The sequence below is a fragment of the Lysobacter oryzae DSM 21044 genome, from assembly GCF_059568595.1.
Genome location: NZ_JCANTQ010000008.1, coordinates 209,689 through 235,484, shown reverse-complemented (window position 1 = coordinate 235,484; position 25,796 = coordinate 209,689). Strand labels below are relative to the sequence as shown.

At 67.0% G+C, this 25,796-nt stretch carries 21 protein-coding genes and 1 tRNA gene; 4 read left to right on the top strand and 18 right to left on the bottom strand.

Going from position 1 to position 25,796, the window contains the following annotated elements:
• The first annotated feature begins 2 nt into the window (after positions 1 to 2).
• From BP05_RS01240 to BP05_RS01225, 4 genes are read left to right on the top strand one after another with little or no spacing between them, the layout of a single operon-like run.
• The gene (locus BP05_RS01240; RefSeq protein ID WP_496359637.1) at positions 3 to 527 is read left to right on the top strand and encodes a FixH family protein; all 525 of its coding nucleotides are present in this window, start codon (positions 3 to 5) and stop codon (positions 525 to 527) included.
• Between the two features lie 2 nt (positions 528 to 529).
• Positions 530 to 3,004: a heavy metal translocating P-type ATPase gene (locus tag BP05_RS01235; RefSeq protein WP_496359636.1), complete on the top strand. Its 2,475-nt coding sequence runs from the start codon at positions 530 to 532 to the stop codon at positions 3,002 to 3,004.
• On the top strand, positions 3,001 to 3,183 hold the full coding sequence (gene ccoS / locus BP05_RS01230) for a cbb3-type cytochrome oxidase assembly protein CcoS (RefSeq protein WP_496359635.1): 183 nt from the start codon (positions 3,001 to 3,003) through the stop codon (positions 3,181 to 3,183). The genes BP05_RS01235 and ccoS overlap by 4 nt, the downstream gene beginning before the upstream one ends.
• Complete coding sequence (locus tag BP05_RS01225) at positions 3,173 to 3,895, top strand: sulfite exporter TauE/SafE family protein (protein WP_496359634.1); 723 nt, start codon at positions 3,173 to 3,175, stop codon at positions 3,893 to 3,895. Before ccoS ends, BP05_RS01225 begins: the two co-directional genes overlap by 11 nt.
• A 31-nt stretch (positions 3,896 to 3,926) precedes the next feature.
• On the opposite strand, the gene fnr is transcribed toward BP05_RS01225, so the two are convergent.
• From fnr to nuoF, 18 genes are all read right to left on the bottom strand, one after another.
• A complete protein-coding gene (gene fnr / locus BP05_RS01220) occupies positions 3,927 to 4,688 on the bottom strand; it encodes a fumarate/nitrate reduction transcriptional regulator Fnr (RefSeq protein ID WP_496359633.1) in 762 nt (253 codons plus the stop codon).
• Positions 4,689 to 4,829: 141 nt separating this feature from the next.
• Positions 4,830 to 6,938, bottom strand: coding sequence for a polyribonucleotide nucleotidyltransferase (pnp, locus tag BP05_RS01215; protein ID WP_496359631.1), 2,109 nt, complete (start codon positions 6,936 to 6,938; stop codon positions 4,830 to 4,832).
• A 246-nt stretch (positions 6,939 to 7,184) separates the two neighbouring features.
• Positions 7,185 to 7,445: a 30S ribosomal protein S15 gene (gene rpsO, locus BP05_RS01210; protein WP_386752217.1), complete on the bottom strand. Its 261-nt coding sequence runs from the start codon at positions 7,443 to 7,445 to the stop codon at positions 7,185 to 7,187.
• A 186-nt stretch (positions 7,446 to 7,631) separates the two neighbouring features.
• Positions 7,632 to 8,606, bottom strand: a complete 975-nt coding sequence (gene truB, locus BP05_RS01205) for a tRNA pseudouridine(55) synthase TruB (protein ID WP_496359629.1) — start codon at positions 8,604 to 8,606, stop codon at positions 7,632 to 7,634.
• 82 nt (positions 8,607 to 8,688) lie between these two features.
• Positions 8,689 to 9,060 carry a 30S ribosome-binding factor RbfA gene (rbfA, locus tag BP05_RS01200; protein WP_496359627.1) on the bottom strand — a complete coding sequence of 124 codons (372 nt, stop codon included), beginning with the start codon at positions 9,058 to 9,060 and terminating at the stop codon, positions 8,689 to 8,691.
• A 12-nt stretch (positions 9,061 to 9,072) separates the two neighbouring features.
• The gene (infB, locus tag BP05_RS01195) at positions 9,073 to 11,661 is read right to left on the bottom strand and encodes a translation initiation factor IF-2 (RefSeq protein WP_496359625.1); all 2,589 of its coding nucleotides are present in this window, start codon (positions 11,659 to 11,661) and stop codon (positions 9,073 to 9,075) included.
• A 99-nt stretch (positions 11,662 to 11,760) separates the two neighbouring features.
• Positions 11,761 to 13,248 (bottom strand): transcription termination factor NusA, encoded by a 1,488-nt coding sequence (gene nusA / locus BP05_RS01190; RefSeq protein WP_496359623.1) that lies wholly within the window; start codon positions 13,246 to 13,248, stop codon positions 11,761 to 11,763.
• Positions 13,249 to 13,254: 6 nt separating this feature from the next.
• Positions 13,255 to 13,842, bottom strand: a complete 588-nt coding sequence (rimP, locus tag BP05_RS01185) for a ribosome maturation factor RimP (RefSeq protein ID WP_496360596.1) — start codon at positions 13,840 to 13,842, stop codon at positions 13,255 to 13,257.
• Positions 13,843 to 14,100: 258 nt separating this feature from the next.
• Positions 14,101 to 14,177: transfer RNA gene (locus BP05_RS01180), tRNA-Met, on the bottom strand.
• 97 nt (positions 14,178 to 14,274) lie between these two features.
• Positions 14,275 to 15,714 carry an NADH-quinone oxidoreductase subunit NuoN gene (gene nuoN, locus BP05_RS01175; protein WP_496359621.1) on the bottom strand — a complete coding sequence of 480 codons (1,440 nt, stop codon included), beginning with the start codon at positions 15,712 to 15,714 and terminating at the stop codon, positions 14,275 to 14,277.
• Positions 15,715 to 15,753: 39 nt separating this feature from the next.
• Complete coding sequence (locus tag BP05_RS01170) at positions 15,754 to 17,265, bottom strand: NADH-quinone oxidoreductase subunit M (RefSeq protein WP_496359619.1); 1,512 nt, start codon at positions 17,263 to 17,265, stop codon at positions 15,754 to 15,756.
• Between the two features lie 21 nt (positions 17,266 to 17,286).
• On the bottom strand, positions 17,287 to 19,389 hold the full coding sequence (gene nuoL, locus BP05_RS01165; protein ID WP_496359617.1) for an NADH-quinone oxidoreductase subunit L: 2,103 nt from the start codon (positions 19,387 to 19,389) through the stop codon (positions 17,287 to 17,289).
• Positions 19,390 to 19,549: 160 nt separating this feature from the next.
• Positions 19,550 to 19,873, bottom strand: a complete 324-nt coding sequence (gene nuoK / locus BP05_RS01160; protein WP_496359615.1) for an NADH-quinone oxidoreductase subunit NuoK — start codon at positions 19,871 to 19,873, stop codon at positions 19,550 to 19,552.
• Positions 19,870 to 20,496 carry an NADH-quinone oxidoreductase subunit J gene (locus BP05_RS01155; protein ID WP_496359613.1) on the bottom strand — a complete coding sequence of 209 codons (627 nt, stop codon included), beginning with the start codon at positions 20,494 to 20,496 and terminating at the stop codon, positions 19,870 to 19,872. The genes nuoK and BP05_RS01155 overlap by 4 nt, the downstream gene beginning before the upstream one ends.
• An 8-nt stretch (positions 20,497 to 20,504) precedes the next feature.
• Complete coding sequence (nuoI, locus tag BP05_RS01150) at positions 20,505 to 20,993, bottom strand: NADH-quinone oxidoreductase subunit NuoI (RefSeq protein WP_496359611.1); 489 nt, start codon at positions 20,991 to 20,993, stop codon at positions 20,505 to 20,507.
• A 22-nt stretch (positions 20,994 to 21,015) separates the two neighbouring features.
• Positions 21,016 to 22,089 carry an NADH-quinone oxidoreductase subunit NuoH gene (gene nuoH, locus BP05_RS01145; RefSeq protein WP_496359609.1) on the bottom strand — a complete coding sequence of 358 codons (1,074 nt, stop codon included), beginning with the start codon at positions 22,087 to 22,089 and terminating at the stop codon, positions 21,016 to 21,018.
• Positions 22,089 to 24,320 carry an NADH-quinone oxidoreductase subunit NuoG gene (gene nuoG, locus BP05_RS01140; RefSeq protein WP_496359607.1) on the bottom strand — a complete coding sequence of 744 codons (2,232 nt, stop codon included), beginning with the start codon at positions 24,318 to 24,320 and terminating at the stop codon, positions 22,089 to 22,091. The genes nuoH and nuoG overlap by 1 nt, the downstream gene beginning before the upstream one ends.
• Positions 24,321 to 24,414: 94 nt before the next feature.
• Positions 24,415 to 25,794, bottom strand: a complete 1,380-nt coding sequence (gene nuoF / locus BP05_RS01135) for an NADH-quinone oxidoreductase subunit NuoF (RefSeq protein ID WP_496359605.1) — start codon at positions 25,792 to 25,794, stop codon at positions 24,415 to 24,417.
• Positions 25,795 to 25,796 lie beyond the last annotated feature (2 nt).

Genomic DNA, 25,796 nt, shown 5'->3' with positions numbered 1-25,796 from the left:
TGATGACCCTCGACAACCGCGTGCGCGGCACCGAAAAACGCAGCCCCTGGCGCGAACCGATGGTGTGGCTGATCGCGGCGATCCCCGCGGCCGCGGTAATCGCCACGATCGCGCTGCTGGTGACCGCATCGCGCTCCTCCGGCAACAACGATGCCGTCGCCGACCGCGTGCAGCGCACCGCGCAGGTGCAGGTGGCCGACCTCGGGCCCGACGCACGCGCGCGGCAACTGCACCTGAGCGCGATCGTGCGCGTCGGCAAGGACACGGTCGAAGTACTGCCGGTGGACGGCAGCTTCGATCGCGCGGCCGAGTTGACCCTGTCGCTGCACCATCCCTCGCGCGCCGACCTGGATCGCACGATCCGCCTGGCGCCGACGAAGACCGGCTGGCGCGCCGCCGGTGCGCTCGAACTGGGCCACGACTGGAACGCGCAACTCGGCCCCGCCGACGGCGCGTGGCGCCTGCAGGGACGCTGGAACGCCGGAGAGCAGGCCGCGTACCTGCATCCTGCGGTCGAGAGCGACTGAGCATGACCGCGTCGTCCGCCACCTTCGTCGCTGCCGGCGCCGGTTCGCGATCGCGCGGGGCGGACGCCTGCTTCCATTGCGGCGAATCGCTGCCGGCCGCGCCCGCCCGCGTCCGCGTCGACGGCGTCGATCGCGCCTTCTGCTGCGATGGCTGCGCGGCCGCCGCGCAGTGGATCCGCGACGCGCGCCTGGACGACTACTACCGCCTGCGCAGCTCGCCCGCCGCGCGCGTGGCCGCGGACGACGCCGACCTCGCCGTGTGGGACCGCGAGGACGTGCTCGCCGGGCACGCGCGCGCCATTGCCGGCGGACGCGAACTCACCCTGCTCACCGACGGCATGCGCTGCGCGGCCTGCGCCTGGCTGATCGACCGCGCGATCGCCCGCGAACCCGGCGTGCTCGAGGTCAGCGCGAACGCGGTGACCGGGCGCATCCGCATCGCCTGGGATCCCGAGCGCACCACGCTGTCGTTGCCGCTGCGCCGCCTGCTCGCGCTGGGCTACCGGCCGTACCTCGCCACCGGCGAAGCAAGCGAGCGCGCGCGCCGCGCCGAGCGCAACCGCTGGCTGCTGCGGCTGGGCGTGGCCGGACTGGGCGCGATGCAGGCGATGATGTTCGCCGAGGCGCTGTACCTGGATACCGCCGGGACGATGTCGCTGGCGATGCGCGACTTCCTGCGCTGGGTCGCCTTCCTCGTCTCCACGCCGGTGGTGTTCTACGCCGGCTGGCCGTTCCTCGCCGGCTGCGCGCGCGAGTTGCGCCAGCGCCACTTCGGAATGGACACGCTGATCGCCACCTCGACGCTGCTGGCCTATTTCGCCAGCTTCGTCGAGACGGTCCGCGGCGGTCCGCAGGTCTGGTACGACGCGGCGGTGATGTTCGTGTTCCTGCTCCTGGCCGCGCGCATGCTCGAGCAGCGGGCGCGCGCGGTGGCCACCGCGCAGGTGGACGCGCTGGCGCGGGCGCGGCCCGCATTCGCGACGCGCGAACGTCCGGACGGAACGCGCGAACAGGTTCCGCTGGCCATGCTCGGCGCGGGCGACATCGCCTGCATGGCCGCGGGCGAAGGCGTGCCGGCCGATGGCGTCCTCCTTGATGCCGGCGCCAGCTTCGAAGAGGCCCTGCTGACGGGCGAGCCGCATGCGGTGCACAAGGCGCCGGGAGCGCCGGTATTCGCAGGCACGGTGTGCCGCGAGCGCCCGGCGCGGATGCGCGTGACCGCAACGGGCGGCGCGACCCGGCTCTCGCAGCTCGCGCACCTGGTCGAACAGGCCCAGGCGCACCGGCCGCCGCTGGCGCTCGCCGCGGACCGGATCGCGGCATGGTTCGTGTGCGCGCTGCTGGTCGCGGCGACGGTCACGTTCCTGGCTTGGCGGATCCACGATCCGGCGCGTGCATTCGAAGTCACCCTCGCCCTGCTGGTCATCAGTTGCCCCTGCGCGCTGTCGCTGTCGGTACCGGCTGCGCTCGCCACCGCGAACGGCGCGCTGGCCAGGCTCGGCGTCCTGCCGATGCGCGCCGACGCGCTCGACCGGCTGGCACGCGTGGACGACCTGGTGTTCGACAAGACCGGCACCCTGAGCGATGGCAAGCCGCAGCTGCGCGACGTGCAGGTATTCGAGGACATGACCCCGGCGCACGCGTTGGGAATCGCCATGGCGCTCGAGCGCGACAGCGGCCACCCCTTGGCGCATGCGTTCCGCGCCGCCACCCGCGGCAGTGACCTCGCCTTCATCGCCACCGGCGTGGCCGTGCATCCCGGGCACGGCATCGAAGGCGTGGTCGGCGAGCGGCAATGGCGCCTCGGCCACGCCGGCTTCGCCTGCAACGGCGAGGACGACGGCGCGCTCTGGCTGGGCGATGGGCTGCGGGCCCACGCACGCTTCGAGATCGACGAATGCGAACGCAGCCACGCGCGCGAAGCCGTGCAGGCATTGCGCAAGACCGGTATCCGCCTGCACCTGGCCAGTGGTGACGCGGCCGCCGCGGTTACGCGCTTCGCAACCCGCGTCGGCATCGAGGGTGCGCGCGCACGCCAGACGCCCGAGGCGAAGCTCGCCTTCGTGCGCGGCCTGCAGCAGCAAGGCCACCGCGTGGCGATGGTCGGCGACGGCCTCAACGATGCCCCCGTGCTTGCCGGGGCGGACGTCTCCATCGCGATCGGGGAAGGCGCCGCGCTGGCGCAGCGGGCCGCCGACCTGGTCCTGACTTCGCCCTCGCTCACCCGCATTCCGGCCGCGATCGCGCTGGCACGGCGCACGCGATCGATCGTGCGCCAGAACCTGGCCTGGGCGCTCGGCTACAACCTGCTGGCGTTGCCGCTGGCCGCGGCGGGCCTGGTGACGCCGTGGGCGGCCGCGCTGGGCATGACGCTGTCGTCGCTGGCGGTCACGCTCAATGCCCTGCGCCTGGCGCGCGGCGGCCGTGATCCGCGCAAGCAGGACGTGGCCGTGGCCGCACGCGAGGTGCACGCATGAACATCCTGCTGCTGCTGGTTCCGCTCAGCCTGATGCTGCTCGCGCTCGCGATCGGCGCCTTCGTGTGGGCGGTGAAGCGCGGCCAGTTCGACGACCTGGACACGCCGGCGCTGGACATCCTCGCCGACGACCGCGAACCGGAGGTTCGCCGGGAACCGGAGCCGCCCCATGCCGATTGACTGGCTGGTGCTGGGTGGCGCCCTGCTCAGCGGCCTGCTCGGCGGCGCGCATTGCGCGGCGATGTGCGGCGGCATCGCCACCGGCTTGTCGATGCAGCAGCGCGGCGGCTGGTGGGTGGCCCTGCAACCCAATCTGGGCCGCATCGGGGGCTACGTGTTCGCGGGCGCGCTGGTGGGCGGCATCGGCCACGGCCTGCTCGACGTCGCCCGCATGCCGGCGCTGACGCTGGCCTTGCGGGCGACGGCGGGCCTGGTGCTCATCCTCGCCGCGCTACGCCTGCTCGATCGCAACGGCCGCCTCGCCTTCCTCGGCGCGACTGGCGGACGCATGTGGCAATGGCTGCGGCCGCTGCAGCGCCGCCTGCTGCCCGCCAATACGGCGGGCCGGCGCATCGCGCTGGGCCTGCTGTGGGGCTGGATGCCCTGCGGGCTGAGCACGACCCTGCTCGCCGCGGCATGGCTGCAGGCCAGCGCGCTGCACGGTGGCATGACGATGGCGGCATTCGGCTTGGGGACATTGCCGGTGATGCTCCCGTTGACCTGGGCCGGCGCGCGCATGGGGCAACGCCTGCAGCGTGGCGGCTGGCGCACGGCCATGGGACTGTGCGTGATGCTGGCGGGCGTGCTCACGCTGACCGCGCCGCTGCTGATGCAGGCGCCGGCGCTGCACGGGGTGCTGGCGGCACTGGGCTGCCGCAGTCTCCCGGTCTAGGCAGGCACGACCGGGGCGTTGGGAAGCTGAATCAGGCGCGGCCGCGGCGCCGCGGTTCCTCGTGCTCGGCGCTGTGCGCCAAGCGGTCGAGCTCGGCCGGGTTGCAGATGTCGACGCGGCGTCCGACCACTTCGATCACGCCGTCGTCCTGCAGCTTGGTGAAGCCGCGGCTGACGGTTTCCAGGGCCAGACCGAGGTAGTGCGCGATGTCCTCGCGACTCATCGGCAGCTTGAACTGGGTCGCCGACTGGCCGATCGCGCGGTAACGCTCGGACAGGCCATGCAGGAACAGGGCGATGCGCTCGCCGGCCTGGCGCCGCACCAGCATGCCCAGGTGGTCCTGGTCGCGACCGACGCTCTGGCCGATCACGCGCAGCAACTGGTGCTGCAGCGAAGGCAGTTGCGCCGCCACCGACGCCAGTTGCTCGAACGGGACGTCGCACACGTTCGCCTCGGTGAGCGCCACCGCTTCGCAACGGTGGACGCCCGCGCCCAGGGCGTCGAGCCCGATCAGTTCCCCAGGCAGGTGGAAGCCGATGACCTGCTCCTCGCCTTCCTCGCTGATGCTCACGGTCTTGAACGCGCCATCGCGGGCCACGTACACGGCGGTCAATGGATCGCCGGTGCGGTACAGGCGTTCGCCGCGGGCGATCGGTCGGCGTCGCCGCACGATGGCGTCCAGCTGCTGCAGTTCCTGCGGACTGATGCCGGCCGGCAGGCACAACTGCTGCAGCGAGCAGTGCGAACAGCCGCGCCGGAGGGTCGCAAGGTCGAGCACGGGGGCTTCGTTCATGGGGCTATGGTGCCACGTGCCGAGTGGAGGCTTCATGTTCCTGGGTGCGAATGCCCGCATCCGCCCGTCCGGACGCCTGCTCAGGCAAGAAAAAAGCGGGCCGAAGCCCGCTTCTTTCGCGCGATCGGTGCATGCAGGGGCTTACGCCGCCGGCACGCCCTCGCCTTCTTCCACGGCCTTCATCGACAGGCGGATACGACCCTGCTTGTCGACTTCCAGCACCTTGACCTTGACCACGTCGCCTTCCTTGAGCTTGTCGGAGACCTTCTCGACGCGCTCGTTGGAGATCTGCGAGACGTGCACGAGGCCGTCCTTGCCCGGCAGGATCGTCACGAACGCACCGAAGTCCATGATCTTGGCGACCTTGCCTTCGTAGATGCGGCCCGGCTCGACGTCCGAGGTGATCTGCTCGATGCGGGCCTTGGCGGCTTCGGCGGCGGCGGCATTGACCGAGGCGATGACGATGGTGCCGTCGTCCTGGATGTCGATCTGCGTGCCGGTCTCCTTGGTGATGGCCTGGATGGTCGAGCCGCCCTTGCCGATCACTTCGCGGATCTTGTCCGGGTGGATCTTCATCGTCAGCAGGCGCGGGGCCCACTCGCTCAGCTCGCCACGCGGGGTGGTGATGGCGTTGGCCATCTCGCCGAGGATGTGCAGGCGGCCTTCCTTCGCCTGGGCGAGGGCCGTCTTCATGATCTCTTCGGTGATGCCCTGGATCTTGATGTCCATCTGCAGGGCGCTGATGCCTTCCTTCGAGCCGGCGACCTTGAAGTCCATGTCGCCCAGGTGGTCTTCGTCACCCAGGATGTCCGACAGGACGACGAAGCGGTCGTCTTCCTTCACCAGGCCCATCGCGATGCCCGCGACCGGCGACTTCACCGGCACGCCGGCGTCCATCAGCGCGAGCGAGGAGCCGCACACCGAAGCCATCGACGAGGAGCCGTTCGACTCGGTGATTTCCGAGACGACGCGGATGGTGTACGGGAACGATTCCAGCGACGGCATCGTTGCCAGCACGCCGCGCTTGGCGAGGCGGCCGTGGCCGATTTCGCGACGCTTCGGGCCCATCATGCGGCCGCACTCACCGACCGAGAAGGGCGGGAAGTTGTAATGGAACAGGAAGTTTTCCTTGTACTCGCCGGCGACGGCATCGATGATCTGGCCGTCGCGGGCGGTGCCCAGGGTGACCACGACAATCGCCTGCGTCTCGCCACGGGTGAACAGCGCCGAACCGTGGGTACGCGGGAGCACGCCGACCTTCGAGGTGATCGGGCGAACGGTGGTCAGGTCGCGGCCGTCGATGCGGACCTTGGTGTCGAGCACCGAGTCGCGCATGGTGCGGTACTCGAGCTCGCCGAATTCCTTGGCCATGTCGCCGGCATTCCAGCCGTCGGCGGCGGCGCGGCCGGCCAGGGCTTCCATCGTGTCCTTGCGGATCGCCGAGATGGCGTCACGACGCTGCAGCTTGTCGTGGATCTTGAAGGCCTCGGCGAGCTTGCCGCCGACCGCTTCCTTAAGCGCCGCGATCATGGCGGTGTTCTTTTCCGGGGCGACCCAGGTCGACGGCTTGGTGCCGGCTTCGACGGTCAGCTCGTTGATCGCATTGATGACCTTCTGCATCTCGCGGTGACCGAACATCACGGCGCCGAGCATCACTTCTTCCGACAGCATCTTCGCTTCGGATTCGACCATCAGCACGGCGTTGGCGGTGCCGGCGACGACGAGTTCGAGGTCGGAATCGACGAGTTCGGACGTGGTCGGGTTGAGCAGGTACTGGCCGTTCTTGTAACCGACCTTGGCGGCGCCGATCGGACCCTGGAACGGCGTGCCGGCCAGCGCGAGCGCGGCCGAGGCGCCGATCAGGGCCGGGATGTCACCATCGACTTCCGGATTCAGCGACATGACGGTCGCGATGATCTGGACTTCGTTCTTGTATTCCTCGGGGAACAGCGGACGGATCGGGCGGTCGATCAGGCGCGAGGTCAGCGTTTCCTTCTCCGTTGCGCGGCCTTCGCGCTTGAAGAAGCCACCCGGGATGCGGCCACCGGCGTAGAACTTTTCCTGGTAGTCGACGGTGAGCGGGAAGAAGTCCTGGCCCTCACGCGCGCTCTTGGCGGCGACGGCGGTGACGAGCACGACGGTTTCGTCCATCTTGACGATGACCGCGCCGCTGGCCTGGCGGGCGATCTCGCCCGTTTCCAGCGTCACAGTGCGGTTGCCGTACTGGAAGGTCTTGGTGATTTTTGCCACGTTGGATATTCCTGTTTTCTGATTCGTTCCACGCGGGCCCCTGCCCGGCGCGGTTTGGCTGCGTTGCAGCCGGTGTTCGTGGTTGTTACTGGTTGAGCCGGTGAACCTTCTACGCCTCAAGCAGTTAACGCTTGGTGGTTCGCCATCAATGGCCGCTGCGGCGGCTTCGGGTGTTCCGCAACTTCATTCCGGCCGCGGCGCGACCGAAAAAAACCGCGGCGCATCGCTGCGCCGCGGTTGGTTCTCTTATCGGCGCAGACCGAGCTTCTCGATCAGGGCCTTGTAGCGCTCGTTGTCCTTGCGCTTGAGGTAGTCGAGCAGGCTGCGGCGGCGGTTCACCATCTGCAGCAGGCCACGACGGCTGTGGTGATCCTGCTTGTGGACCTTGAAGTGGCCCGTGAGCTGCTCGATGCGAGCGGTGAGCAGGGCGACCTGGACTTCCGGGGAGCCGGTATCGCCCGCGCCGCGCTTGTGTTCTTCGATGATCTTGCTGGTGTCGATGGACATTCGTTTGCCTTGTAGATGCGGGGCCCGCAGAACGCGAATCGGCAAAAGCTTTGCCGACGCACCGCCTGGTCCGCCGTTTGCTGGTAGGTGATGCTTTCCAAAGTCCTTGAAAAGCGCGCGGATTGTAGCGCGCCGCGGGGAACCGCGGCAACGACAGCGTCCGGCGCGCCGCAGCGCGCGTCGAAATCAGGCCGCCGGGAAGGGGCCAGGCGCCCCGCGAGCGCCGGGCGCCGCCTCGGTGGCCCATGTGAACAAGCGACTGGGGCGCAGGATGCCGCCGGAATCGACCTCGCCCAGCCCCAGGACACGGCCCGTCTCGTCGAAGATCGCGACGCATCCTGCCGGGCCGCCCCCTTCCAGGTGCAGCCGCTGGCCTTGGCCCAGGCGCCGGGACTCCACCGCGCCCAATTGCACCCGCGCATAGCCCGACAAGCCGGCCTCGATCGGTAGCAGAAGCGCCTCCAGCGCGGCTTCGCCCCCGCTGACGTACAGCGCCTGCAGCTCGTCGAGCGTGAACATGCGCGGCTGCTCGAACGGATCGACCCACAGGCGCCGCAGCGTGGCGACGTGCGCACCGCAGCCCAGGTTCTCGCCCAGGTCGCGGACGAGGCTGCGCACGTAGGTCCCGGAACCGCATTCGACCAGCAGTTTCGCGCTGTCGGGGCGGCGCTCCAGCACCTGCAATCGCTGGACATCGACGTCGCGTTCCGGGGCCTGGATGGCTTCGCCGCGGCGCGCCTTGGCGTACAGCGGTTCCCCGCCCTGCTTCAACGCGGAGTAGATCGGCGCGCGCTGGCGAATACGCCCACGCAGCGGCGCCAAAGCCGCTTCGAGGCGGGCATCGTCGAGGTCCGGGACGCCACGCCGCAGCAGCGGCGCGCCATCGGCGTCGTCGGTGTCGGTGGTGAGGCCGAACGCGGCCGTGGTTTCGTAGGCCTTGCGCGAGCCGAGCAGCAGTCCGGCGATCTTGGTCGCCTCGCCGAAGCACACCGGCAGCAGCCCGGTGGCGAGCGGGTCGAGGCTGCCGGTATGGCCCGCCTTCTCCGCGCGGAACAGATGGCGCACGCGCTGCAGCGCCTGGTTGGAGCTGAGCCCCTGCGGCTTGTCGAGCAGGAGGATGCCGTCGAGCTTGCGAAAGACGGTTCTGGGTTTCTTGCTCATCGCGGGCGGACGTGGCGGCGTGAGGCGGGCGTCACCCGCTTGTCGTGGACGGCCAGGCAAGCGGTCGCCCGCCTGCCGCGGGTCAATCGGAGTCGCTCTCGCCGGCGCCGGCCGGGTTGTCGCGCAGCAGGTTGTTGATGCGTTCGCCGCGGTCGACCGAGTCGTCGTAGTGGAAATGCAACTCCGGCACGTGGCGCAACTTCATCGCCTTGCCCAACTGGTAACGCAACTGGGGCGCGAGTTCCTTCAGCGCCTTCACCGCTTCCTTGGAGCGCTCTTCCTGCAGCGCGGTCACGAATACCTTGGCATGCGCCAGGTCGCGCGTGACTTCAACGTCGGAAACGCTGACGGACGGCAGGCCGTGCTCGCGCACGGCCGTGTGCACGATCGCGCCCAGCTCGCGACGGAGCTGGGCGGAAACGCGATCGGTGCGATGGAACGACTTGGTCGGCATGACGTCGGCACCTTACAGCGTGCGCTGGACCTCGATGCGTTCGAAGCATTCGATCTGGTCGCCCGGCTTGACGTCGTTGTACGCCTTGACGCCGATACCGCATTCGGTGCCGTTGCGCACTTCGTCGACGTTCTCCTTGAAGCGGCGCAGCGATTCCAGCTCGCCCTCGAAGATGACGGTGTTGTCGCGCAGCACGCGGATCGGCTTGTGGCGCTTGACCACGCCCTCGACCACCATGCAGCCGGCAACCGCGCCGAACTTGGAGCTGCGGAAGACATCGCGGACCTCGGCGGTACCGATGATCTCTTCGCGGATCTCCTTGCCCAGGATGCCCGACGCGACCTGCTTCACCTGGTCGATCACGTCATAGATGATCGAGAAGTAACGCAGGTCGACGCCGTTGCCCTCGATCACCTTGCGCGCCGACGCATCGGCGCGGACGTTGAAGCCGATGATCGTGGCCTTGGACGTCGCGGCGAGCGTGGCGTCGGATTCGGTGATGCCGCCGACGCCGCCGCCGATCACGTTGATGCGGATCGCGTCGGTGGACAGGCCGGTGAGCGCTTCGCGCAGGGCCTGGACCGAACCATGCACGTCGGCCTTGACCACCAGGTTCAGCGTCTGCTGGCCGGCACCCTCGCCCATCTGGGCCATGATGTCTTCCATGCGGTTGCCCGCCTGCGCGACCAGGCGCGATTCGCGGCGCTTGGCGTCACGCTGCTGCGCGACGTCCTTGGCCAGGCGCTCGTCCTCGACCACGACGAAGTCATCGCCGGAATCGGGCACGCCCGACAGGCCCAGGACCTGCACCGGGATCGACGGGCCAGCGGCGTTGACCTGCGAGCCGGTTTCGTCGAACAGCGCACGCACGCGGCCGTACTGCACGCCGCACACGAGGTAGTCGCCCTTCTTGAGTTCGCCCTGCTGCACCAGCACCGTTGCGACGGGGCCGCGGCCCTTGTCGAGGGAGGATTCGATCACCACGCCGGTGGCGCGGCCGGTCGGCACGGCCTGCAGCTCGAGCAGCTCGGACTGGATCAGGATCGCGTCGAGCAGGTTGTCGACGCCGGCGCCGGTCTTGGCGGACAGCTCGACCATCTGCGTGTCGCCGCCGAAGTCTTCGGCCACGACTTCTTCGGCCAGCAGCTCGTTCTTGACGCGCAGCGGATCGGCGTCGGACTTGTCGATCTTGTTGATCGCCACGATCAGCGGCACCTTGGCCGCCTTCGCGTGCTGCACGGCTTCGCGCGTCTGCGGCATCACGCCGTCGTCCGCGGCAACCACCAGCACCACGATGTCGGTGAGCTTGGCGCCGCGTGCACGCATCTGCGTGAACGCCGCGTGGCCCGGGGTATCCAGGAAGCTGATGACACCCTTGGGCGTTTCCACGTGGTACGCGCCGATGTGCTGGGTAATGCCACCGGCTTCGCCCGAGGCCACCTTGGTGCGGCGGATGTAGTCCAGCAGCGAGGTCTTGCCGTGGTCGACATGGCCCATGATCGTGACCACGGGCGGGCGCGCCGTCTTGTCGCCCTGGGTCTCCTCGACATGGGCGAGCAGCGCGTCTTCGGCGGTGTTCTCGCTCGCCTTGACCACGGTGTGGCCGAGTTCCTCGGTCACCAGGGCCGCGGTGTCGTGGTCGATCGACTGGTTGATGGTCGCCATCACGCCCATCTTGAACAGCGCCTTCACCACGTCGCCGCCCTTCAGCGCGAGCTTCTGCGCGAGGTCGGCCACGGTGATGGTTTCGCCGATGGCCACTTCGCGCACGATGGGTGCGGTCGGGCGGGTGAAGCCGCTGCCGGAGCGCGCCTGCTCGGCCTGGCGGCGTTGCGGCTTGGCCTTGCCCCGGGCACCGGTCGAACGGCGTGCACGGTCGGATGCGCTCAGGTGCATCTGGCCGGCGAAGCGGTTGGTGCGTTCGTCATCCTCGACCGTCGCGACCATCGCGTGCGAGCCACGGGTCTTGTGCGCGGGCGCGCCACGCGCCTCGGGCGCGCGCGCCGGCGCCGGCTTGGGATGGCCATGGCCGTGCGCGGGCTTGCGCACCGGCGCGTCGTCTTCGCCCGCCACGGCACTGGCATCGGCGAGCTTGGCCTTTGCCTCTGCCTCGGCCTTGAGGCGCGCAGCCTCCTCGGCTTCCTTGCGGGCGCGCTCGATCTCCTCGGCGCGACGCTTGTCGACTTCGGCGAGCTTCTGCTGCTCGGCGAGGTTGCGCTGCTTGGATTCCTCCAGCTTGCGCAGGATCTCGGCGCGCTCGTCGGTAACCGGATCGCCCGACTTCTCGGTCGGCTTGACCAGGGTGACCTTCTTGCGCACGACGACGTCGACGGTCGCCTTGCTCTTGCCGCCGCCGACGGTCAGTTCTTCCTTGCGGCTGCGATTGAGCGTGATCTTCTTCGGCGCCTCGCTGGCTTCGGCGGTGTCCGCCTTGCCGTGCGAGCGCTTGAGGAAGCCAAGCAGCTTGACCTTCTCGATGCTGGTCACGACCTGGTCGGGGCCGCTGAAGGTCATGCCGGCCTCGGCCAGCTGCTCCAGCAGCTTCTCGACCGGCGTATTCACCAGTTCAGCGAGCTTGCGGATGGTGGTTTGCTGCGACATTCGGTTCCGTGTCCTCGTGGCGCGGGACGCATCCCGCGCGTGATGGAGCGATTCTAACGTGTGGCTACCGGCCCGCCCTTCCGGGCGCCGGATCGGGTGTTACTCGAACCAGTGCTTGCGCGCTTCCATGATCAGCGCCTTGGCCCGGTCCTCGTCGACGCCCTCGATATCGGTCAGCTCGTCGGTCGCCAGGTCGGCCAGGTCGTCGCGCGTGATCACGCCGCGCGCGGCGAGCGTGAAGGCGAGTTCCTCGTCCATGCCCTCGACTTCGAGCAGGTCGGCGGCCGGCTGGTGCTCGTCGAGCTCCTCCTCGGCGGCCAGCGCTTCGTTGAGCAGCGCGTCGCGGGCGCGCGAACGCAGCTCCTCGACGATGTCCTCGTCGAAGCCCTCGACCGCGAGCAGCTCGCCGACCGGGACGTAGGCGATTTCCTCGACCGTGTTGAAGCCTTCCGACACCAGGATGCCGGCGATTTCCTCGTCGACCTCGAGCTTGTCCATGAACAGCTGTCGCGCGGTGGCCTGCTCGGCTTCCGACTTGGCGGTGACCTGGTCCTGGGTCATCACGTTGAGCTGCCAGCCCGACAGGCGGCTGGCCAGGCGCACGTTCTGCCCACCCTTGCCGATCGCCTGGGCGAGGCGGTCCTCGGCCACGGCGAGATCCATGGAGTGCTTCTCTTCATCGACGATGATCGACTGCACTTCGGCCGGTGCCATCGCGTTGATGACGAACTGGGCCGGGTTGTCCGACCACAGGACGATGTCGACGCGCTCGCCATTGAGTTCGTTCGACACCGCCTGCACGCGCGAACCGCGCATGCCGATGCAGGCGCCGATCGGATCGGTACGGTTGTCGTGCGCCTGCACGGCGATCTTGGCGCGGTCGCCCGGATCGCGGGCGCAGGCCTTGATGGACACCAAGCCCTGGCCGACTTCCGGCACTTCGAGCTTGAACAGTTCCATCATGAATTCCGGCGCCGCGCGGCTGATGAAAAGCTGCGGGCCGCGCGGTTCGGAGCGCACGTCGAACAGGTAGCCGCGGACGCGGTCGCCGGTACGCAGCACGTCGCGCGGAATGCCCTTGTCCTTCGGGATGATCGCTTCGGCGTTGCCGCCAAGGTCGACGTAGATGTTGCCGCGCTCGGCGCGCTTGACGACGCCGGTGACCAGCTCGCCGACGCGGTCCTTCCATGCGTCGACGACCTGCGCACGCTCGGCTTCGCGCACGCGCTGCACGATCACCTGCTTGGCGGCCTGGGCGGCGATGCGGCCGAATTCCGGGTTCTCGATCTGCTCTTCGATGTAGTCGCCGAGCTCGACGCCTTCGGCCTCGTCGACGGCATCCATCATGCGGATCTGGCGGTCGGGCGACTCCATAACGACGTCGTCGGCCACGACTTCCCAGCGGCGGAAGGTTTCGTAGCTGCCGTCCTTCGAGTCGATAGCGACGCGCACCAGCACGTCCTGGTCGTGGTAGCGCTTCTTGGCGGCGGACGCCAGCGCAGCCTCGATGGCCTCGAAGATGACCTCGCGCGGGACGCCCTTTTCGTTGGCGACCGCATCAACGACCAGCAGAAGTTCCTTGCTCATCTTTACTTACTCCGCACGGGACGGCTTGCTCGCCGCCGGCTTGTTGGTGGATTTCTTGCCCTTGGCCGGCCCCTTCCCCGGCTTGGGTTTTTCGGCGCTCAGGCCCAGCGCTGCCCAGTCGGGAACCAGGCGGGCCTTCTCGATGTTGTCGGCGCGCACGGTGAACTCGCTGCCGTCGACATCGAACGTGATGTCCTCACCCGTCACGCGCACGATCTGGCCCTGCAAGCGGCGGCGGCCATCCTGCGGCAGGCGCAGGACGACCTTTGCCGATTCGCCGGCAAAGCGCGCGAACTGTGCGGCGCCGAAGAGCGGGCGATCGATGCCGGGCGAAGATACTTCCAGCGTGTAATGGCTGCTGATCGGGTCCTCGACATCGAGCTGGGCGGAGACTTCCCTGCTTACCGCCTCGCAATCCTCGATGGTCACCGCGCGCGGCTCTTCGCCTTGCGCGGCGTCGGCGGGAACATCGATGTACAGGCGCAGCATCGCGCCACCCGGCGAGGGCAGGTATTCGGCACCGAGCAATTCCAGGCCCAGCGACGCTACGGTCGGAGCGAGCAATGCGGTGATTTCGTTGGCCTTGTCCGTCATGTCTTCCCTAGGAAGTCCCGTTACCCGGGCGCTTGCATGGAGAGTGCGAAATCGTTCGTGCCTTGCTTGAAACTGACAACCGGATGAACCGATCAGCGCGCGCAATTCAGAAACGCAGAAACAACAAGGGGCCCAACGGGCCCCTTGTCCGTTACAACTGGATTTCGGTGCAGTGGCGCCTGTGCCGGCATCACTGCAAAGCCCGAGCCTTGCGACTAAAAAGAAAAGCCTCCTGAGAGGCCTTTCTCCAGCCGAAGCTGGTAGCGGGGGTAGGATTTGAACCTACGACCTTCGGGTTATGAGCCCGACGAGCTGCCAGACTGCTCCACCCCGCAGCAGGAGCGGAATTATGACGGCTTGTGAAATTCCTTGCAAGCCATCCGATGAACAAAAATTACAGCCGTGGCCCACGCCGACGGAAAACAGGCGTTTTCACGCGCCGAACGCGTACTTGCACCAGGCCATGATCGGGCTCCAGGCGAAACCCAGGGCCAGCAAAGCCAGCGCATTGACGCCGAACAGCACGCGCAGCGGGCGGTCCTCGTTGGGCGCGTGCTGCTCGCCCTGCGGCTCTTCGAAATACATCGCCTTGACCACGCGCAGGTAGTAGAACGCGCCGACCACTGCGAACACCAGGCCGACCAGCGCCAGCCACCACAGGCCGCCCTCGAACGCCGCGCGGAGCACCGCCAGCTTGGCCCAGAAACCCAGGAAGGGAGGCACGCCCGCCAGCGAGGCCATGACGCACAGGATCAGTCCAGCCAGCCAGGGATTGCGGGCGTTCAGACCGCGGTAGTCGTCGATGTTGTCGGCCTCGAAGCCCTTGCCGGCCAACACCACGATCGCGCCGAAGGCCGCCGCCGACATCACCGCATAGCTGATCGCATAGAACAGCGCGGCCGCCATGCCCTGCTCGCCGCCGCCGGCCAGGCCCAGGAACAGGAAGCCCACGTGGGATACGGTCGAATACGCCAGCAGGCGCTTGAAGTTGCTCTGCACCAACGCGCTGAGGTTGCCGATCACCAGGGAGGCGACGGCCAGCGCCGCCAGCAACAGACGCCAGCGGTCGTCGAGCGGGCCGGCGCCGGTTTCCAGCAGGCGGAAGGCCATGCCGAAGTAGGCCAGCTTGGGCGCCGAGCCGATGAACAGCGTGATCGGGGTCGGCGCGCCGTGGTAGACGTCCGGCAGCCACATGTGGAACGGCGCCGCGCCGAACTTGAAGGCTATGCCCGCGACGGCGAACACCACGCCGGTCAGCAGCAGGGTCATGTTCTCGGTCGCACCGGCGGCCGCACCGATCGTGGCCAGATCGAGGGTGCCGGTCGCGCCATAGATCAGCGACATGCCGTACAGGATCAGACCCGAGGCGAGCGAACCCAGGACGAAGTACTTGATCGCCGCTTCCGAGGCGATGGGGCTGTCGCGGTCCACGGCAACCAGCGCGTACGAGCACAGCGCGAGCATTTCCAAGCCCAGGTAGACCATCACCAGGCTGCCCGCCGACACCAGCAGCATCATGCCGGCGATCGCAAACAGCATCAGCACCGCGATCTCGCCCTGGTAGAGGTTGCGCTGGCGCAGGTAAGGCCAGCCATAGACCAGCGCGAACGCGCTGACGCCGCAGATCGCAACCTTCATCACGTCGGCCGCCGTGTCGCGCACGAACATGCCATTGAGCACCGTGCCCTGCCCGCCCACGCCGGTCGCGATCATCCCGATGACGACCGCGAGCGTCGCGATCGACAGCACGTGGGTGACCACGCGGTGGCGCGCGTCCAGGAACAGGTCGAGCATCAGCCAGGCGAACGCCGCACCGACGAGCACCAGCTCGGGCAGCAGCGGCATCAGGTCGGCAAGGGTGGGCGTGGTCATCTGCATGTCTGGATCTCTAGCGGCACGGCGCGCGGCGCCTTACAGCTTGGAAGTGGCGATCTGGGTGGCGAGGTTGGCGATCGAGGGTTCCATCAGGTCGGTGAGGGGCTTGGGCCAGATGCCCAGCACCAGCACGCCGGCCGCGAACACCCCGAGCACGATCGCCTCGCGGAAATTGATGTCTTCCATCTCGGCCACGTGGGCGTTGCCGACCTCGCCCCAGATCACGCGCTTGACCAGCCACAGCGTGTAACCGGCGCCGATGATCAGCGTGGCGGCAGCGGCAAAGGCGATCAGCGGGTGCTTCTGGAAGCTCGACAGGATCACCATGAACTCGCCGACAAAGCCGGAGGTGCCGGGCAGGCCCGAGTTGGCCATCGCGAACAGCACGAAGAACGTCGCGAACCACGGCATGACGTTCACCACGCCGCCGTAGTCCTTGATCATGCGGCTGTGCATGCGGTCGTACAGCACGCCCACGCAGGTGAACATCGCACCCGAAATGAAACCGTGGCTGATCATCTGCACCATCGCGCCCTGCAGGCCGAGGCGCGCGGCATCGTAGTTGCCGTAGTCGCGGACCAGGGCGAAGGCGATGAACGTGCCGAGCGTGACGAAGCCCATGTGCGAAACCGACGAGTACGCGATCAGCTTCTTCATGTCGTCCTGGACCAGCGCCACCAGGCCGACGTAGATCACCGCGATCAGGCTCAGCACGATCACGAAGGTTGCCCATTCGGTGCCAGCGTCAGGGACGATGGGCAGGGTGAAGCGCAGGAAACCGTAGCCGCCGATCTTCAGCATGATCGCGGCCAGGATCACCGAACCCGCGGTCGGCGCCTCCACGTGCGCATCCGGCAACCAGGTATGGACCGGGAACATCGGCACCTTGACCGCGAAGGCCGCGAGGAAGCCCCAGAAGATCCACTTCTGCTCCTCGGCCGTGAGCTGCAGCGCGTACATGTCGGCGAGCTGCCAGCTGCCGCCCTTCAGATACATGTAGATCAGCGCGGCGAGCATGAACACCGAGCCGATGAAGGTGTACAGGAAGAACTTCACCGCCGCGTACACGCGACGCGGCCCGCCCCAGACACCGATGATCAGGAACATCGGGATCAGCATGGCCTCGAAGAACACGTAGAACAGCATCGAGTCCAGCGAGGAGAAAACGCCGACCATCAGGCCTTCGAGGATCAGGAACGCGGCGTAGTACTGGCTGACGCGTTTGTCGACCGAGCCCCACGCCGAGATCAGCACCAGTAGCGAGGTCAACGTGGTCAGGCCGATCAGCGCGACCGAGATGCCATCGGCGCCCAGGCTGTAGCGGATGTCATACGCCGGGATCCACGCGTGCTCTTCGCCGAACTGCATGCCCGGGTTGGGGTAGTCGAAGCCGGTGAACAGCAACACGCTCAGCAGGAGCGTCGCGAAGGCGACAGCGAGGCCGAACCAGCGGGCGCCGTTCGCGCGCTCGTTGCCGAAAGCGAGGGTGAAGAAGCCACCGATGATGGGCAGCCAGATCAGGAGGCTAAGCAAGGGCCAGGAGGTCACGTTGCGAGGTCCTTGTTGTAATCAGCGCCAGTAACGGATGACGGCGGCCAACGAAATAATCAGGCCGATGATCATCGCGAACGCGTAGTGGTAGAGGTAGCCGGTCTGGCCGCGGCGCACCAGGCCGGCGGTGAACTCAGTGAGACGGGCACTGGCATTGACCAGGCCGTCGATCACATTGGTGTCGAACCATCGCGACAGCTTGCCGATCAGCACACCGCCGCCGGCGAAGCCGCCAATCCAGAGCGAGTCCATGCCGTACTTCTCCTCAAGGATGCGCACGGGCAGCGAGAACGCCTTGCGCAGCTTGCCCGGCAGCTCCGGCCTGACCAGGTACAGGAAGGTCGCCAGTGCGAAGCCAGCGAAAGCCAACCAGAACGCCGGCGCGGTGAAACCATGCAGGGCGAACTTGACCGGGCCATGGAATTCCTGGGCCAGCTTGCCGACGGTGTCCTGCGCGGCCGGGAGGTCGATCGAGCCCAGGAAGAACGGCAACTGCCTGGCGTGACCCATGACGTCGGTGCCGAACAGCATCGGACCGACGGTGAAGAAGCCGATGAGAACGGACGGAATCGCCAGCAGGACCAGCGGCAGCGTCACCACCCACGGAGATTCGTGCGGCGTATGCGCGTGCTCGTCATGGCCATGATCCGCGTGCGCATCATGCTCGTGCGCCAGCGCGGCTTCGTGCTCGGTCGAGTCCGCTTCCGGAGCCACGTAGTGGTCCGGCGCCGGGTCATGGAAGTGTTCCTTCCCGTGGAAGGTCATGTACAGCAGGCGGAAGCTGTAGAACGAAGTGACGAACGCGCCCAGCAGCACCGCCCAGTAGCCGTAGGTCGCCACCCAGTTGTGCGCTTCGTGGGCGTGCTCGGCGGCGGCCTCGATGATGGTGTCCTTCGAGTAGAAGCCACTGAAGAACGGCGTGCCGACCAGGGCCAGCGTACCGATCACCATGGTGATGTAGGTGATCGGCATGTACTTCTTCAGGCCGCCCATGCGGCGCATGTCCTGCTCGTGGTGCATGCCGATGATCACCGAGCCGGCGCCGAGGAACAGCAGCGCCTTGAAGAAGGCATGGGTCATCAGGTGGTACACGGCGGCCGAATACGCCGACACGCCCAAGGCAACGGTCATGTAGCCCAGCTGCGACAGGGTCGAGTAAGCGACCACGCGCTTGATGTCGTTCTGCACGATGCCGATCAGACCGGTCCAGAACGCGGTGGTTGCGCCGACGAACAGCACGAAGTTCAGCGCGGTCTCGCTCAGCTGGAACAGCGGCGACATGCGCGCGACCATGAAGATGCCCGCGGTCACCATCGTCGCGGCATGGATCAGCGCGGAGATCGGGGTCGGGCCTTCCATGGAGTCCGGCAGCCACACGTGCAGCGGCACCTGCGCAGACTTGCCCATGGCGCCGATGAACAGGCAGATGCAGATCACCGTGGCGACCGACCATTCATGGCCGTTGATGATCGAGATGCCGGTGGTGGCGATCGTCGGCGCGTTGGCGAAGACGGTGGCGTAATCGAGCGTGCCGAACATCAGCAGCACGGCGGCGATGCCTAGCAGGAAGCCGAAGTCGCCCACCCGGTTGACCAGGAACGCCTTGAGGTTGGCGAACACCGCGGTCGGGCGCTTGAACCAGAAGCCGATCAGCAGGTACGAGACCAGGCCCACCGCCTCCCAGCCGAAGAACAACTGCAGGAAGTTGTTGCTCATCACGAGCATCAACATCGAGAACGTGAACAGCGAGATGTAGCTGAAGAAGCGCTGGTAGCCCGGATCCTCTTCCATGTAGCCGATGGTGTAGACGTGCACCAGCAGCGAGACGAAGGTCACTACCACCATCATCATCGCGGTGAGCTTGTCGATCATGAAACCGACGTGCGCATCGATGCCGCCCACCTGGAACCAGGTATAGACGTTCTCGTTGAACGGCGCGGCACCCTGCGAGACCAGCTGCCACAGCACGTACATGGACAGCGCGCAGCTGACCGCCACGCCGCCGATGGTGACGCTGTGGGCGCCGACGCGGCCGATACGGCGGCCGAACAGACCAGCGAGGATCGCGCCCAGCAAGGGCGCGAGCACGATGATCAGCAGATGGGTTTTGGAGATGGCCATTTTTTATCCGTTGATCAGCCGTGTTGCGCGGACCATGAACTTTCTTGTTTCTAGCGCTGCCATCCATGGCTAAACCGAGCGGGCTTTCGGAAAGCCCGGCCCGGACATCCTGTCCGGGCGTTCGCCGGCACGCGAGCCAGAGGCTCGCGAGCGCGCCGACTCACCCCTTGAGCGTGTCGATCTGAGCGACGTTGATCGTGTGGCGGTTGCGGAACAGCGTGACCAGGATCGCCAGGCCGATCGCGGCTTCCGCGGCCGCCACGGTCAGGATGAAGAACACGAACACCTGCCCCGCCGCGTCGCCCAGATGGCGCGAGAACGCGACGAAGTTGATGTTGACCGAGAGCAGCATCAGCTCGATCGACATCAGCAGGATGATCACGTTCTTACGATTCAGCACGATGCCGGCGATGCTGATGCAGAACAGCGCGGCGCCGAGCGCCAGGTAGTGCCCCAGGGCTACGCCCTCACCCAACAGACTCATGGCTGTACCTCCTCGCCCGCGGCCGGGGTTTGCGGCTTCACCGCATCCATCTTCACCATGCGGATGCGGTCGCTGGCGCGCACCCGCGCCTGTGCGGACGGATCCTGGTGCCGGGCGCCCGGACGGCGACGCAGGGTCAGCATCACCGCGGCGATCACCGCCACCGTCAGGATCACCGCGGCGACCTCGAACGGCAGCATGAAGTCGGTGAACAGCGCATTGGCCAGCCACTTGGTATTGGGGATGTCACCGAGGTTGTCGGCAAAGGGCGTGGCCATCGCGGCCTTGGCGCCGATCAGCGTCAGCATTTCGGCCAGCATTACCACGGCAACGATCAACCCGAACGGCAGGTAGCGGACGAAACCTTCGCGCAAGGGCGCGACGTCGATGTCCAGCATCATCACCACGAACAGGAACAGCACCATCACCGCGCCGACGTAGACCAGGATCAGCGCGATGCCGAGGAACTCGGCGCCGGAGATGATCCAGGTGCAGGCGACGGAGAAGAAGGTCAGCACCAGCAGCAGCGCGGCATGCACCGGGTTGCGGACTGAGATGACGCCCAGCGCCGCGATGGTGGCCATCGCCGCGAAGGCAAGGAAAGCAATCTGCACGAAATCCATGGCAGGCCTCAGCGGAACGCGGCGTCGGTGGCGCGGCGCTCGGCGATTTCGGCCTCGAGCCGGTCGCCAATCGCCAGCAGCTGCGGCTTGGTGATGATGTTCTGGCCGCGCTTCTCGAAGTGGTATTCGTGGATATGGGTTTCCACGATCGAGTCGACCGGGCAGGACTCTTCGCAGAAGCCGCAGAAGATGCACTTGAACAGGTCGATGTCGTAGCGCGTGGTGCGGCGAGTGCCGTCGGCGCGCTTTTCAGAGTCGATCGTGATGGCCAGCGCCGGGCAAACGGCCTCGCACAGCTTGCACGCGATGCAGCGCTCTTCCCCGTTGGGATAGCGGCGCAGCGCATGGATGCCGCGGAAGCGCGGCGACTGCGGCGTCTTCTCCATCGGGTACATCAGCGTGTACTTCGGCTTGAACAGGTACTTCAGCGTCAGCCAAAGCCCCTGGCATAGCTCGATGAGCAGCAGGCTCTTGAAGTAGGAAACGATGCGGTTCATGTGGGTCTCAGCGTTTCCCGTGTCACTCGAACGGCAGGAAGATCTTGTAGTACGCCAGCAGCGCGGTGACGCAGATCCAGGCGATGGTCAGCGGAATGAACACCTTCCAGCCCAGGCGCATGATCTGGTCGTAGCGGTAGCGCGGGAACGAGGCGCGGAACCAGATGAAGCAACTGGCGAAGAAGAACACCTTGGCCAGCAGCCACCACCAGCCACTGCCGAGGACGACCGACAACACCGGCACGTCCGCAATCCACGCGGCCGGAATCGGCGACAGCCAGCCGCCAAGGAAGAACAGCGAGACCAGAAAGCTGATCAGGATCATGTTCGCGTATTCGGCCAGGAAGAACAGCGCGAACGCCGAACCCGAATACTCGACCATGTGACCGGCGACGATTTCCGACTCGCCCTCGACCACGTCGAACGGCGCGCGGTTGGTTTCAGCCACGCCCGAGATGAAGTACACCACGAACAGCGGCAGCAGCGGCCACATGAACCATTCGAAGACGCCGGCATTGCCGGCCTGCGCCATCACGATGTCGGTGAGATTGAGGCTGCCCGCGGCGATCAACACGCCGACCATGGCGAAGCCCATCGCGATTTCGTAGCTCACCATCTGCGCTGCGGCACGCATGGCGCCGAGGAAGGCGTACTTCGAGTTCGAAGCCCAGCCGGCGAGGATGATGCCGTACACGCCCATGGAGGTCATGGCCAGCAGGTACAGCAGGCCCGCATTGGCATTGGACAGCACAAGCTTCGCGTCGAACGGCACCACCGCCCAGGCGGCGAACGCCGGCGCCAGCGCCAGCAGCGGCGCGAACTTGAACAGGAACGGCTGCGCGCGCGTGGGCTGGATGACTTCCTTGAACAGCAGCTTGAACACGTCGGCGAAGGCCTGGAGGATGCCCTTGCCCACGTACATCGGGCCGCGACGCACGTGCATCCAGCCGATCAGCTTGCGCTCCCACACGACGTAGAACGCAACCGTGATGATCACCGGCATGGCGATCAGCAGGATCCTCAGCACGATCCAGGCGACATTGCCGCCGGGGCCGAAGCCGAGCATCCAGTCGCGGAAAGTATCAACGGCCTGCATCACGCCCTCCCCGCCTGCACGCGGCCCACGCCAAGCGGCGCGGTGGCGCCGTGGCCGCTTTCGATCCAGACCGTCCCGCGCGCGACCCGGTCGCTAACGATGACCGGCAACGTCGCCGTACCGGCGGCAGCGGTGAACTTGCCGATCACGCCATCCCTGAAGCCGAGTGCTTCCGCATCGGCCGGGTGCATCACGGCCTGCGGCTCCAGGTTGAGCGGATGCGCCTGCAGGTTCGCGGCACGACGCACCACGGCGTCGCTGCGGTAGATCGCCGCGCTCACCGCGAGCTCGAGCCCTTCGCCGGCGATGCTCGGCGCGGCACCGGCCACCACGTGCGCATCCTGGCGATGAATGCCGGCACGCAGGCCAGCCAGATCGGTGAAGTCGAAACCGGCAGCGCCCAGCTCGCCACCCAGGGCGCGCAGCACGCGCCAGCCGGCGCGTGCGTCGCCCGGCAGCTTGCCGCCAGCGACGGTGGCCTGTTCGAGACCTTCGAGGTTGGTCAGCGTCGCTTCGATTTCCGGCAGCGCGCCGATCGGCAGGATCACATCGGCGACGGCGCGGGTGGAGCGGCAGGCGAACTGGCTGAACGCGACGACCTGTGCGGACTTGAGCGCCTGGTTGGCGGTCGCGGTGTCGGCGAAATCCAAGCCCGGTTCGATGCCGTACAGCACGTAGGCCGAGCGCGGCTGCGCCAGCATCGACTGGGCGTCGCGCGACCGCGGCAGCACGCCGTGCTTGGCCAGGCCCACGGCGTTGGCGCCCTGCGGGATACGGCACAGACTCGCGTTGGTCGCGGCGGCAAACTCAGCGGCAGCCTTGCGGACCGCCGCGGCGTACGGGCCGCTTTCGGCCACGCCACCAATGATGACGACGGCACGCGTCGCGTTCTTCAGCGCATCGCGCAGGCCGGCGTCGGCCAGCGTCGCAGCCATCTGCGACGGCGCGACAAGGCGACTGCTCGCAGCCTTGAAGGTGAAGTCGAAGTCGACCGGATTGACCACATGCACCTTGGCGCCACGCGTCCACGCCTTGCGCACGCGAGCGTGGAGCAGCGGGACCTCCTGGCGCAGGTTGCTGCCGACGATGACGATGGCATCGGCATTGGCAAGATCGGAGACCGGCATGCCGAAGGTCTCGGCGACGGCGGCATCCGACAGGTCGTGCTGGGAGATGCGATGGTCGATATTGCCGGTGCCCAGCGCCTCGGCCAGCCGTGCCAGCAGCGTGCCCTCTTCGTTCGAGGTCGCCGGGTGCACCAGCACGCCGAGGTTGTCGGCGCCGTTGTCGCGCAGGATCTTCGCGGCCTTGGCCAGCGCCTCGTCCCACGAAGCTTCGCGGAAGTCTTCACCGTCCCTGATGAGCGGGCGGGTCGCGCGGTCGGCGGCGTACAGGCCCTGGTGCGAGTAGCGGTCGCGGTCCGACAGCCAGCACTCGTTCACGGCTTCGTTGTCGCGCGGCACGGTACGCAGGACTTCGCCCCGACGCACATGCAGGAACAGGTTGCTGCCGAGCGCATCGTGGTAACCCAGCGATTCGCGCGCGGTCAGTTCCCACGGACGCGCCTTGAACTGGAACACCTTGTTGGTGAGCGCGCCGACCGGACAGACGTCGATGACGTTGCCGGACAGTTCGGTGGTCAGCGGCTTGCCGTCGAAGGTACCGATCTGCAGGTTCTCGCCGCGGTACATGCCGCCCAATTCGTAGGTGCCTGCGACTTCCGCGGTGAAGCGCACGCAGCGCGTGCACTGGATGCAGCGGGTCATCTCGGTGGCGACCAGCGGACCCATGTCCTCGTCCGGCACCACGCGCTTGCGTTCGGCGAAGCGGCTCACCGAACGGCCGTAGCCCATCGACAGGTCCTGCAGCTCGCACTCGCCGCCCTGGTCGCAGATCGGGCAGTCAAGGGGATGGTTGACCAGCAGGAACTCCATCACATTGCGCTGCGACTTCAACGCCTTTTCGCTGCGCGTGGTGACCTTCATGCCGTCCATCACCGGGGTGGCGCAGGCCGGCGCCGGCTTGGGCATCTTCTCGACTTCGACCAGGCACATGCGGCAGTTGGCCGCGATGCTGAGCTTGTCGTGGTAGCAGAAACGCGGGATCGCGATGCCGGCCTTGTCGGCGGCACTGATGATCATCGAGCCCTTGGGCGCGGCGCACTCGACGCCGTCGATGAAGACGGTGACGTGGTCCGGCGGCAGGTTCGGGTTAATTGGTTGCGCGCTCACGCTGCAACTCCTTCAAACGAAGCGACGCAGCCCCTTGAGTCAAGGGGCGAATTGTTCGCTTGCGAACAATTGGGGTTGTGGAAGCATGCAGCGCTCATGCGGCTACCTTCTCCACGACGGTGCCGGCGCGCTGGTCGTCGACCAGGAAGCGCTTGTTCACGATCGCGTACTCGAATTCATCCCAGTAATGGCGCAGGAATCCCTGCACCGGCCACGCGGCGGCTTCGCCGAACGCGCAGATGGTGTGACCCTCGATCTGGCCGGCGGCGGCGCGCAGCATCTGCAGGTCCTCCAGCGTGGCCTGCTTCTCGACGATCCGGGTCAGCATGCGGTACATCCAGCCGGTGCCCTCGCGGCACGGCGTGCACTGGCCGCAGCTTTCCTTGAAGTAGAAGCGCGCGATGCGCTGGCAGGCGCGCACCATGCAGGTGGTGTCGTCCATCACGATCACGGCGCCCGAACCCAAGCCGGAACCGGCTTTCTGGATCGAGTCGTAATCCATGGTGAGGCCCATCATGGTCTCGCCCGGCAGCACCGGCATCGAGGAACCACCCGGGATCACGCCCTTGAGCTTGCGGCCGTCGCGCATGCCGCCGGCGAGCTGCAGCAGCTCCGCGAACGACGTGCCCAGACGGATCTCGTAATTCCCCGGACGGGCGACGTGGCCCGACACCGAGAAGATCTTCGGACCGCCGTTGTTCGGCTTGCCCAGGTTGAGGAACCACTCCGAACCATTGCGGATGATGGCCGGCACCGAGGCGTAGGTCTCGGTGTTGTTGATCGTGGTCGGCTTGCCGTACAGGCCGAAATTGGCCGGGAACGGCGGCTTGTAGCGCGGCTGGCCCTTCTTGCCTTCCAGCGACTCCATCAGCGCGGTCTCTTCGCCGCAGATGTAGGCGCCGGCGCCGAGCGCGTTGTAGATGTCGATGTCGATGCCGGAGCCGAGGACGTTCTTGCCCAGCCAGCCGTGCTTGTAGGCCTCGGCCAGGGCTTCCTCGATGTGCTCGAACGGCTCGTGGTGGAATTCACCGCGCAGGTAGTTGTACGCCGCGGTCGAACCGGTCGCGTAGCACGCGATCGCCATGCCCTCGATCACCGCATGCGGGTTGTAGCGCAGGATGTCGCGGTCCTTGGCGGTGCCCGGCTCGGACTCGTCCGAGTTGCACAGGATGTACTTCTGCGTGCCCGAACCCTTGGGCATGAAGCTCCACTTCAAACCGGTCGGGAAGCCCGCGCCGCCGCGGCCGCGCAGGCCGGACTGCTTGACCATCTCGATGACGGCCGCAGGATCGATCTTCTCGGTGAGGATCTTGCGCAGCGCGGCGTAACCGCCGGTCTTGAGGTAGTTCTCGTACGACCACGGCTTCTCGAAGTGCAGCGTCGTGTAGACGACGTTGTGCTCCTGCGGAACCGGGCCGACCGGGCCGTAGCCCTGGGAGTAATCGTGGCTGCCGTGATGGTTGTCGTGCGCCATTA

Coding starts and splice junctions, on each gene's coding strand:
- nuoI (WP_496359611.1), bottom strand. CDS start 20,993: ATGAACCGCATCGTTTCCTACTTCAAGAGCCTGCTGCTCATCGAGCTA.
- fnr (WP_496359633.1), bottom strand. CDS start 4,688: ATGAACGAAGCCCCCGTGCTCGACCTTGCGACCCTCCGGCGCGGCTGT.
- BP05_RS01240 (WP_496359637.1), top strand. CDS start 3: ATGACCCTCGACAACCGCGTGCGCGGCACCGAAAAACGCAGCCCCTGG.
- rimP (WP_496360596.1), bottom strand. CDS start 13,842: ATGACGGACAAGGCCAACGAAATCACCGCATTGCTCGCTCCGACCGTA.
- rbfA (WP_496359627.1), bottom strand. CDS start 9,060: ATGCCGACCAAGTCGTTCCATCGCACCGATCGCGTTTCCGCCCAGCTC.
- BP05_RS01225 (WP_496359634.1), top strand. CDS start 3,173: ATGCCGATTGACTGGCTGGTGCTGGGTGGCGCCCTGCTCAGCGGCCTG.
- rpsO (WP_386752217.1), bottom strand. CDS start 7,445: ATGTCCATCGACACCAGCAAGATCATCGAAGAACACAAGCGCGGCGCG.
- BP05_RS01235 (WP_496359636.1), top strand. CDS start 530: ATGACCGCGTCGTCCGCCACCTTCGTCGCTGCCGGCGCCGGTTCGCGA.
- nuoL (WP_496359617.1), bottom strand. CDS start 19,389: ATGGCCATCTCCAAAACCCATCTGCTGATCATCGTGCTCGCGCCCTTG.
- truB (WP_496359629.1), bottom strand. CDS start 8,606: ATGAGCAAGAAACCCAGAACCGTCTTTCGCAAGCTCGACGGCATCCTC.
- nuoF (WP_496359605.1), bottom strand. CDS start 25,794: ATGGCGCACGACAACCATCACGGCAGCCACGATTACTCCCAGGGCTAC.
- ccoS (WP_496359635.1), top strand. CDS start 3,001: ATGAACATCCTGCTGCTGCTGGTTCCGCTCAGCCTGATGCTGCTCGCG.
- BP05_RS01155 (WP_496359613.1), bottom strand. CDS start 20,496: ATGGATTTCGTGCAGATTGCTTTCCTTGCCTTCGCGGCGATGGCCACC.
- nuoK (WP_496359615.1), bottom strand. CDS start 19,873: ATGAGTCTGTTGGGTGAGGGCGTAGCCCTGGGGCACTACCTGGCGCTC.
- nusA (WP_496359623.1), bottom strand. CDS start 13,248: ATGAGCAAGGAACTTCTGCTGGTCGTTGATGCGGTCGCCAACGAAAAG.
- nuoH (WP_496359609.1), bottom strand. CDS start 22,089: ATGCAGGCCGTTGATACTTTCCGCGACTGGATGCTCGGCTTCGGCCCC.
- nuoN (WP_496359621.1), bottom strand. CDS start 15,714: ATGACCACGCCCACCCTTGCCGACCTGATGCCGCTGCTGCCCGAGCTG.
- infB (WP_496359625.1), bottom strand. CDS start 11,661: ATGTCGCAGCAAACCACCATCCGCAAGCTCGCTGAACTGGTGAATACG.